The organism is Campylobacter sp. RM19073, from assembly GCF_024723495.1.
In the GTDB taxonomy this organism is placed as follows: domain Bacteria; phylum Campylobacterota; class Campylobacteria; order Campylobacterales; family Campylobacteraceae; genus Campylobacter; species Campylobacter porcelli.
Genome location: NZ_JANQCT010000032.1, coordinates 1 through 9,806, shown reverse-complemented (window position 1 = coordinate 9,806; position 9,806 = coordinate 1). Strand labels below are relative to the sequence as shown.

Annotated in this window: 8 protein-coding genes; 5 read left to right on the top strand and 3 right to left on the bottom strand. The window is 34.1% G+C overall.

The features are described from left to right. Positions 1-131 precede the first annotated feature (131 nt). The gene (locus CSUIS19073_RS07675) at positions 132-1,931 is read left to right on the top strand and encodes a menaquinone biosynthesis decarboxylase (protein ID WP_086237945.1); all 1,800 of its coding nucleotides are present in this window, start codon (positions 132-134) and stop codon (positions 1,929-1,931) included. After that, on the top strand, positions 1,931-2,689 hold the full coding sequence (murI, locus tag CSUIS19073_RS07670; protein WP_086242649.1) for a glutamate racemase: 759 nt from the start codon (positions 1,931-1,933) through the stop codon (positions 2,687-2,689). The genes CSUIS19073_RS07675 and murI overlap by 1 nt, the downstream gene beginning before the upstream one ends. A gap of 52 nt (positions 2,690-2,741) precedes the next feature. Here murI and CSUIS19073_RS07665 read toward each other — a convergent pair whose 3' ends face one another. From CSUIS19073_RS07665 to CSUIS19073_RS07655, 3 genes are read right to left on the bottom strand one after another with little or no spacing between them, the layout of a single operon-like run. Continuing rightward, the gene (locus tag CSUIS19073_RS07665) at positions 2,742-3,206 is read right to left on the bottom strand and encodes a tetratricopeptide repeat protein (RefSeq protein ID WP_086242648.1); all 465 of its coding nucleotides are present in this window, start codon (positions 3,204-3,206) and stop codon (positions 2,742-2,744) included. A gap of 27 nt (positions 3,207-3,233) precedes the next feature. Then, on the bottom strand, positions 3,234-5,042 hold the full coding sequence (gene glmS, locus CSUIS19073_RS07660) for a glutamine--fructose-6-phosphate transaminase (isomerizing) (protein ID WP_086242647.1): 1,809 nt from the start codon (positions 5,040-5,042) through the stop codon (positions 3,234-3,236). A gap of 3 nt (positions 5,043-5,045) precedes the next feature. Then, positions 5,046-7,442, bottom strand: coding sequence for a hypothetical protein (locus CSUIS19073_RS07655; RefSeq protein ID WP_086242646.1), 2,397 nt, complete (start codon positions 7,440-7,442; stop codon positions 5,046-5,048). Between the two features lie 115 nt (positions 7,443-7,557). On the opposite strand from CSUIS19073_RS07655, the gene CSUIS19073_RS07650 reads away from it, so the two are divergent. Genes CSUIS19073_RS07650 through CSUIS19073_RS07640 form a run of 3 tightly spaced genes read left to right on the top strand, consistent with a single transcriptional unit; the run spans position 7,558 to position 9,577 of the window. Further along, on the top strand, positions 7,558-7,971 hold the full coding sequence (locus tag CSUIS19073_RS07650; protein ID WP_086242645.1) for a DUF1924 domain-containing protein: 414 nt from the start codon (positions 7,558-7,560) through the stop codon (positions 7,969-7,971). 9 nt (positions 7,972-7,980) lie between these two features. Continuing rightward, a complete protein-coding gene (locus CSUIS19073_RS07645; RefSeq protein WP_086237939.1) occupies positions 7,981-8,478 on the top strand; it encodes a diheme cytochrome c in 498 nt (165 codons plus the stop codon). Continuing rightward, complete coding sequence (locus CSUIS19073_RS07640; RefSeq protein WP_180379415.1) at positions 8,471-9,577, top strand: cytochrome b/b6 domain-containing protein; 1,107 nt, start codon at positions 8,471-8,473, stop codon at positions 9,575-9,577. The genes CSUIS19073_RS07645 and CSUIS19073_RS07640 overlap by 8 nt, the downstream gene beginning before the upstream one ends. Positions 9,578-9,806 lie beyond the last annotated feature (229 nt).

Genomic DNA, 9,806 nt, shown 5'->3' with positions numbered 1-9,806 from the left:
GGGGGGATGTATAAAATCAATTAAATTTAATATTATTATGAATTTTATAAGCAAAATTCATAAATTCCATCTAATTTTTCTAAATATTTTATATATTATGATAGACTTATCTGTTTAAAAATGGAGAAAATATGCAACGATATATAAATTTACTCAAAGAGAATAATCTTTTAAAAATTATTGATGAGCCATGCGATATTGAGCTTGAGATTGCTCATCTTAGCTATATTGAGGTTAAAAAGAGCGATTCTAAAGCATTATTATTTACCAATCCTACAAATAAAAATGGGGATAAATTTCCGCCTGTTATTACAAATATTTTTGGTAGTTTTAAGGCTTTGGAGCTGATTTTTGGGCGTAATATTGATGATATTGCCAATGAAATTTCTATGCTTTTAAAGCCTAAAAAACCAAATTCTATAAAAGAAAAGATTGACTTTTTTTCTCATATTTTAAGCTTAAAATCCATTTTTCCAAAAAGATTAAAGGGCAAAGGAGTATGCCAAGAGTGTCAAATGGAGTCAAATTTATATAAACTTCCAGTTTTAAAAACTTGGGATTACGATGGTGGCGCATTTATCACGATGGGGCAAGTCTATACTAAAACGCTAAATGGCACTACTCAAAATTTAGGAATGTATCGCTTACAAATTCACTCAAAAGATGAGCTAGGAATGCACTGGCAAATCCACAAAGATGGGGCTCATTTTTTTCACGAGTATAAAAAAGCAGGAGTCAAAATGCCAGTTAGCGTAGCTATCGGTGGCGATCCTTTATATATATGGTGCGGACAAGCTCCATTGCCAAAAAATATTTTTGAGCTAATGTTATATGGGTTTATCCGCAAAAAAGCTCCAAAACTGGTAAAATCGCTTACTAATGATATATATGTGCCTTTTGATGCTGATTTTGTAATCGAGGGTTTTGTAGATCCAAATGAGCTAAGAGATGAGGGTAAATTTGGCGATCATACTGGGTATTACACGCCAATTGAGCCATTTCCGCTAATGAGAGTTACAAAAATAACGCATAAAAAAAATCCGATATTTTCCGCAACCGTAGTAGGCAAACCACCTTTAGAAGATAAATATATGGGTTATGCGACAGAGCGTATATTTTTGCCACTTTTACAGACAAGTGTGCCGGATTTAATCGATTATAAAATGCCTGAAAATGGGGTATTTCATAATCTAATTTTGGCTAAATTTAACCATCTTTACCCAGCTCACGCTCAGCAGATTATGCATGCATTTTGGGGTGTGGGGCAAATGAGCTTTGTAAAGCACGCTATATTTGTCCCAGATGACGCACCAAATTTAGGAGATTATGAGAATTTGGCTAAATTTATTTTAAATAGATTTAGCCCTAAAAGTTGCTTAATCACAAGCGGAATTTGCGATCAATTAGATCATGCTAGTCCAAATTCTTGCTATGGTGGTAAGCTAGGGATTGACGCTTCTATCGATTATGCTCCTTTGCCAGTAGAGGTTATAAGCGATGCTGAGCTACTAAGTAAATTTAAAAAGATTAATCTTGATATTTTAGATATTTATCAATATTTTACCGATAGTAAAAATCCAATTTGTATGGTTAAAATAGATAAAAAGTCAAATTTAAAGCCACTTTTTAATTCTCTTTTGGAATTTAAAAGGCATTTTAAGATAGTAATTTTCGTAGATAGCGACGCAAGATTAAACAATCCATATATGATGACTTGGCGTATAACAAATAGTATCGATGCGCAGCGGGATATACATATAGATGGTGAGCAGATATTCATCGATGCTACTCGTAAAAATATAGATGATGGCTATACAAAAGAGTGGCCAAAGGAGACTAATTGTAATAAAAATATAGTAAATAACCTTATTAAAAGAGGCTTAATAGATGATGATGAAAATTTATTTGAGAAATTTGAGATATTTGGATAATGGTTGTAGCGGTATTTGACTCTGGATTTGGGGGACTAAGCCTTTTAAATGAAGCTATGAGAGAGATTGATGGGTGTGATTTTATCTATTTTGCTGATAATGATAACGCACCTTATGGGGTAAAAAGCATTGATGAGATAAAAGCCCTTAGCATTGATGCGGTGGAGTTTTTACGCCCTATGGCTGATATAATCGTCATTGCGTGTAATACCGCTACCAGTGCAGCCGTAAGCGAACTTAGGAGTAAATTTACCTTGCCGATTATAGGGATGGAGCCAGCGGTTAAATTAGGAGAGAACTCAAGTGGCGATATACTAGTCATTGCCACTCCAGCTACCATAAAAGGAGCTAAACTAAATGAGCTGATAAAACGATCAAATTTAAGCGATAAAACATATCTCTTGCCTATGCCTAGGCTTGTGGAGTTTGCCCAAAATATGGAGTTTGATACTGATAAAGTGCGTAGGTATATCGCTGAGGAGCTAGAGCGATTTAATAGAGAAAATATCTCGCTTTTGGTGCTAGGATGTACGCATTTTAACTATTTTAAAGATAGCTTTAATGCTTTAATGCCAAATTGTAAGATTGTAGATGGCGTTAGCGGGACAATCCGCCAAATAAAAAGAAAAATCAGCGAACTAAGAGAGTGTGGCAAAACTCAACCAGTAAGGCTAACTTACTACTCATCTAAAAGAAAAGAGAGTATAAATCGCATTGCCCCATTTCTATCAAGGCTTGATAAGATGGCTAAGATTTAATCCCATAAAAAGAGATAAATCTTAACCAAAAGATTACTACGCTAATATAAATTTATCTACTACTTAATCTTTTATATCTATCGCAACCTTTTTGATCGCCTAATTTACAAGCCTTATCATAATACTCCTTAGCCATAGTGTAATCTTGTCTTAAGCCTTTGCCATTTTCATATAAAATCCCAAGAGCAATACAACTAAGTGTATCATTATTATCACACGCTTTTTTAATTAACTCAGCGGCTTTTTGGTGATTTTGTCTTACTCCATTGCCAAATATATATAAGCGTCCAAGAGCAGCACAACTCAATATATGATTATTATCACAGGATTTTTGATATAGCTTAGCAGCTTTTTGGTAATTCTGCTTTACACCATTACCATCATCATATAAAACTCCAAGGTTATAGCAAGCATCCATATCTCCATTATCGCAAGAGATTTCTAACTTTTTAGGATCTAAATCCTCAGCTACAACCACGCCAAAAAATAGTGAAATGATTAAAATGAACTTTTTCATCAATATCCTTTAAAAATAAATTTAATTCTACTCCACCGTTACACTCTTAGCAAGATTGCGTGGCATATCCACATCATTGCCTAATCTAATAGATATCTCAAGAGCAAATAGCTGTAATATAATCATAATCTCAAAAAACTCACTCATCGGGTGCGAATGCGAATTTATCCTTATAAAATCATCACTAAGCTCAAATTCCAAAGGAGAAATGGTAGTTATAAACGCATCTCTAGCCGCTAACTCCTCTATATTTGATTTGGTTTTATCATATAAAATGGTTTGCGGTAAAAGCGCAATCGTATATAGCCCCTCATCTGCTAAGGCTATTGGGCCGTGCTTCATCTCTCCAGCTGGATAGCCCTCAGCGTGTAAATAGCTAATCTCTTTTAATTTAAGCGCTCCTTCAAGTGCAAGTGGGTAAAAAATATCCCTTCCGATAAAGAAAAATCCATGCCCATGGACATAGTGCTTGGCTTTGCGATAAATTTTTTCTTGTAAGCTTTTATCGAAATTTACAATAGTTGGGATATTGCGAAGTGCTTTAATCTCATTTTGGAGCATCTCTTTGCTTATGGTGCTACGAATTTTAGCTAATTTTAAAGTTAGCATCCATAGACAAATGACTTGAGTGGCAAAGGCCTTGGTACTTGCCACTCCTTTTTCTATCCCAGCACGAGTAAGCAATACCTCCTTAGCCATTCTAACAATGCTTGAATTATCCACATTACATATGGCTAAGGTGTTTAAATTCGCCCTTTTAGCGATCTTTAAAGCCTCTAAGGTATCAGCCGTCTCGCCACTTTGGCTAATTACTATAAATAGAGAATTTGGATTTAAAAATGGCTCTTTGTATCTAAATTCACTAGCCACAACCACACTAGCCCTAATCTTAGCAAGTCTTTCTAATAGATAGCTAGCTACAAGGGCGGCGTGATAGCTCGTCCCACACGCACATAATACCACTTCTTCTATATTTTCAAATATACTCTCATCTATATCCAAATTCAGATCACTATCGCTTAATCTACCCATCAAGCACTCAGCGATCACTTGGGATTGTTCATAAATCTCTTTTTCCATAAAAAATCTATAGCCATCTTTTAAAGCGTATCCTTTATCTTTTGGTAGCTCGGTGAAATTTGGCTTTATCTCTTGATTATTCTCATCAAAGATAGTTAAATTCCCAAGCTTTGCTACGCCATAAACGCCATCTTCAAGATATATAGCGTCCTTGGCTAGACCGATAAGCGCAGAGTCTGAGCTAGATAGATAAATCTCATCGCCATCTTTAGCAATTATCAAAGGGGCTGCATTTTTAGCAAAAAATAGCTCACCCGCAGCAGCCTTAGTCACAAGCAAGGTAGCATAAGCACCCTTTAGCCTTGAGATTGTCTTTTTATAGGCTTCAAATGGGGTTTTAGCACTCTTATTATACTCTTCAAAAAGATGAACTATAACCTCAGTATCAGTCTGACTTATAAATTTCACGCCCTTAGCTTCTAGCTCATCTTTTAGCTCTTTATAATTTTCTATAATTCCATTATGGATAACAAAGCTATACTCGCCAAGATGCGGATGAGCATTGATCTCAGTAGGCTTGCCGTGCGTTGCCCATCTAGTATGACCTATGGCTACTCCATCTCCTTTATACTCGCACTCTTTCATCTTATTAGCTAAATTCTCAAGCTTTCCAACTGCCTTATAATAGCCTATCTCATCGCTAGTAGCAATCGCCATCCCAGCACTATCATAACCACGATATTCAAGCTCTTTTAGTCCATTTAATATAATATTTTTCTTCTCTTTACTGCCTATATATCCGACGATTCCACACATATTTTACTCCGTTATAATCTCTTTTAAAAACTTATCAATCTTCTCTTTTAACCCATCTTCCATAGATAAAAGAAACATATTTCTAGTGCGATTTTTGATGGTTTGTATTCTAGCATTTGCTAACTTAATTTGAAATTTACTAAGCATACTTAAAATATAGATCATAAAGCCTCGCTGGTCTTTTGAATTTATATTTAATTTAGCATAATTTTGAGAATAATTCATATCAAATCCAACCTCATTTGGCAAGATTATTGGCTTATCATATTGCGGCTTCTCCTTAGAGCAAAGAGCTTGGATAATCTGATTTTTACTCTTATCAATATTAGAATTATAATCAAGCCTTATATAGCTTTTACCATCAAAAAGCTCACAAATCTCCATATACGCAAGATCAAATCCGCGAAGTTCCCTAAGTGCCATAGCCATATTCCAATTTCTTTTGGCTATGATTTGCAAACTATGGCTAGTTAGCTCTAGATCTATATTTGAGCACTCACTGGCTCTAAGTGCTATATCTATTATTTGCTGTTGGCTATATTTATTAAAAAACCAATTAGACTCTATGCTTAAAATTTGATCTTTAATCTGCTTATCTAAGGCGATAAATTCCTTTTGCTTTTTTAAAAGCTCAATCTTTTTAGTCCTTTTATTGACAATATCCATAAGACTCTCATCGCTATCAAAAGCACTTAAGGCACTATCATAAATTTGACGAAGTTTGGCATTTTGAGCTTGATTAAAGTGATTTAAATTCTTAGCTTTTAACCTAGCGTAAGTTAGGATATATAATAATTTTAGGGCTTGTTTTTCTTTTATAGAGCTTACTAAATTTAGCATTAATGGCTCACTAATTGGCTCTGATAAAATATCTATTAGTTGATTTTGATTTTTAATCAGATTAATACCCATATTTATGGTCTTTTGCATCAAATCTAATTTCGCACAATATGAGCGAAATATATTAGCACTACTTACATAATTTGGCGACGCTTGATGAAGTAATGCTACTAGCTTTAATAGCATTTTTCCATTAGCACAAAGGTCAGCATAAAGGCTAAAAGCAAATCTATCTTCAATCCTCTCAAGCTGTGCAACTATAGCCACACAACTCTCATCTAGGCTATATTCACCTTCTAAACTAGCTAGATGTGAGCTAAATTCCATTGGCTTTATGATTTTAAGTAGCTTTGAGCTATCTAGTAGTAATTTTAAAATATCCTTGCTATGTCTGCGGTTTAATATCTTTTTTAACCCCTCATAAACCTTTGGAGAGCTACTATCTTCTAAACGCTTTATATAGATTAAAACGCTTATATCAAATTTAAGCTCCACATCTGGCAAAAGGCTTAAATCCTTAAGTATGAGTTTGAGATCTTTTGGCTTTTTACGACTTGGTGCGTAGATTGTATTTGCGATATTATATAGCCCACTTGGTAAGCGGCACACTCTAGCTGTACCTAAAGATATTTTAACACCAAAGGCACTTCTAGCTAAATATCTAGAATAGATATATATAGTATGCATAGCCCATAGGCATTTGCTTAGTAGTATCTCTTGTGGGCTTAGACCTTTTTTGGCTTTTGTTTGCATAACTTCACAAACTAAATCTAAATATTCACGCCCCAAAATCTCTCCACCACCGCTAATTTGAAGAGCTGAGCGAAGTGAGCTAATATAATCAAATGCCAAATTCATCTCACTTAACTCATTTTCATCAATATATTTTAATACACTTGTTTTTGGATTTGTGCCAAAAAGGCTAAATACCCTTTTATAATCCATAAATCCGCCATTTCCGCTAAATAAATTTGGACTACAATCCAAATAGTGCGGACAATTCATCGGCTCAAGTTTATGCAGATGATACATAATCAACTCATCTTTTTTGCTCTCATTTATTTGAGATATTTGATTTTTAATATCTTTATATAGCATTTTTGATCCGCACACAAAGCGAATATGGCTAAATAGCACCGTTAGCTCAATATCATTAGCAATCAAATCAAGCTCATCTCTCTCATAGAGCTTAGCCTTAACATCTAAGCCAACATCTTTTAAGATATTAGTATATCTATAAGCTATGGATTTGGAGTTGTAGCCTAGCTCATTTTTATATATTATAGCTAGTTCTATATGACTCTTAACGCTCATCTCAGCAAGTGCGTAGCTGCCAATAGCCATCACACACAAAGGCACACTATCATCATTTGGCTCAAAATCCCCAAATGAATCAAATTTAAGTATATCAAAGGCTGATTTTAAAAACTTATCTATCTCTTTGGATTGATAAATTCCATAATTCCTACCCCCAAGACGCATAAAATTGCTCTTTAGGCCATTTTTACACTTTGTAATATCATCTTTTAATTTTATAATTGTTATATTTTTAGCTCTCATCTACTTCCTTTAGGCGGCATTCTACCCAAATTCAGCTTTTAATTATATTAGATAAATTTAACAACGATTAAACAATTTTTACTTATAATTCCACATCATTTTATAAGGAGAGATTATGAAAAAAGTAGCGTTACTATTTTTGTGTGCGTATGCTTTAAATGCCGCCCAGTTTAATCCTGCTATGCAAGGCTATATAGATGAGCTAAGGTTAGAAGCTAAAAAGCTAGATCCAAATTTCAAAGATTTTGACGCTTTAAGGGGTGGAAAAATCTTTACTACCAAAAATATTGGCAAAAACTCGCAAGAAATATCCTGTCAAAGCTGCCATGGAAGCGACCTTAAAAAAGAGGCCACAAATATATTTACAAACAAAACCATAGCCCCACTTTCATCAAGTGCAAATCCATCTAGACTAAGTGATGTAAAAGAGGTAAAAAAATGGCTAAAAAGGAATTTTAAAGATGTGTATTTAAGAGAGGGAACCGCTATAGAAAAAGGCGATGTCCTTTACTATCTAATCAAACAATAAGGAGAAAAAATGAGATTTTTACTATTTATATTTGTAGCTATTTTAAGCTTACAAGCAAAGGGCTTAGATGTAAAACCAGTAGATAATGAGCTATATAAAAAAGAGTGTGCCACCTGTCATTTTGGCTATCAGCCAGGTCTTATGCCAGCTCAGTCTTGGGAGTTTATAATGAAAAATTTAGCCGATCACTATGGCACTGATGCGAGCATTGATGATGAGACAAATAAAAGCATACTTAGCTATCTTTTGGCAAATGCTAGTCAAAATGCGATGAATTATAAAAGAAGTGCGAAAATCACAAAATCGCTAGAAAATGGCGTTTTATACCAGTCTATAACTGAAATTCCATACCATATAAAAAAGCATAAAAAGATAGAAAAATGGATGATTACGCAAAAAGAGGTCAAAACTCTATCAAACTGCACCGCCTGTCATAAAAAAGCCGATCTTGGAATATATAGCAAAAAAACTATAGATATACCAAATTATGGGGCTTGGCGTGATTAAGAGCTATATTTACAGCTTTGCGGCGAGATTTTCTCATATTGCATTGATACTTGGTCTTGCTATATCATATTTGCTTAGCGAATTTGATGGTTTGCTATATTTTCACGCCGCTTTTGGCGTGATATTTGGCGTAGCGATTATATTTAGGATAATTTGGGGATTTATCGGGACAAAATACTCTAAATTTAGCGATTTTAAATTTAGCGGATTAGGCGGATATTTCCTATCTTTTTTTAGCAAAAAAGAGAAATTTATAGGGCATAATCCCGCCTCAAGCATAGCAATCATAATTATGCTAAGCCTTGGATTTATCTGCGTTATATCTGGGCTTATGCTCTATGGAATAGATGAAAATAGCGGAATTTTTGCATTTTTATACAATAATTATAATGAGCTTAAATTTGTAAAATCCATACACGAAGTATCGGCAAATCTGCTTTTAATAGTGGCTATTATCCATATTTGTGGGGCTTTGATAGATAAATTTATACATAAAAATGATGCTTTAAACTCTATGATAACAGGCTATAAACTAACTAAAAACGATGAGAGCGTAAAGGCAAATTTAGCTCAAAAAATCTTTTGCTTAGTGTGGATTATAGCCATAATTTCTGCTTTTTTATATATTTTAAATAGGGATAATTTTATATTAAAATCTCACGCTTTAAAGGTGGATTATAGCTCACAAAATGCCGTATTTGCTAAAGAGTGTGGAAGCTGTCATATGCTCTATCCGCCATTTTTACTGCCTAAAAAATCGTGGGAGATAATGATGGCAAATTTAGAAAATCACTTTGGCGATGATGCTAGCATAGATGAAGAGGCAAATCAAAATATATTAAATTTTTTACTTGCTAATTCTGCTCAAATGAATAGCAATAAAACAGCATTTAATATACTAAAATATGCCAAAAACGACCAAAATATAGCCATAACTCAAAATGAATATTGGATAAAAAAGCATAGAAAAATAGATGAAAAAGTATTCTTAAGAGATGATATAAAATCTAAGGCAAACTGCACCGCTTGCCATAAAGATATACAAAATGGCATAATCCAAAAAAGCTTGATAGATTACGAGAAAATAAAGCGATTCTGAATTTACAAACGCTTATTTCATAAGGTTAAAGAGCTATTTTATGGTTTTTAACCTATTTTAACTTCGCAGACTAGCTTGGCTAGTCTTTGCGACCAAAGGTGATCCTTTCACAGAAACCTCGGCTAAAGCCGTCGCATTCGCTGGTTTTGGAAACCCCTAAAGTCCCTACTTCGTATGGTTACCCTATTTGGTTCAAATTTGTTTTATAAAATTAGTGGCGTAAGGCACC

Excerpts from the sequence above, each read along its gene's own strand:
- CSUIS19073_RS07675 (WP_086237945.1), top strand. The coding sequence starts at position 132 with ATGCAACGATATATAAATTTACTCAAAGAGAATAATCTTTTAAAAATT.
- murI (WP_086242649.1), top strand. The coding sequence starts at position 1,931 with ATGGTTGTAGCGGTATTTGACTCTGGATTTGGGGGACTAAGCCTTTTA.
- CSUIS19073_RS07665 (WP_086242648.1), bottom strand. The coding sequence starts at position 3,206 with ATGAAAAAGTTCATTTTAATCATTTCACTATTTTTTGGCGTGGTTGTA.
- glmS (WP_086242647.1), bottom strand. The coding sequence starts at position 5,042 with ATGTGTGGAATCGTCGGATATATAGGCAGTAAAGAGAAGAAAAATATT.
- CSUIS19073_RS07655 (WP_086242646.1), bottom strand. The coding sequence starts at position 7,442 with ATGAGAGCTAAAAATATAACAATTATAAAATTAAAAGATGATATTACA.
- CSUIS19073_RS07650 (WP_086242645.1), top strand. The coding sequence starts at position 7,558 with ATGAAAAAAGTAGCGTTACTATTTTTGTGTGCGTATGCTTTAAATGCC.
- CSUIS19073_RS07645 (WP_086237939.1), top strand. The coding sequence starts at position 7,981 with ATGAGATTTTTACTATTTATATTTGTAGCTATTTTAAGCTTACAAGCA.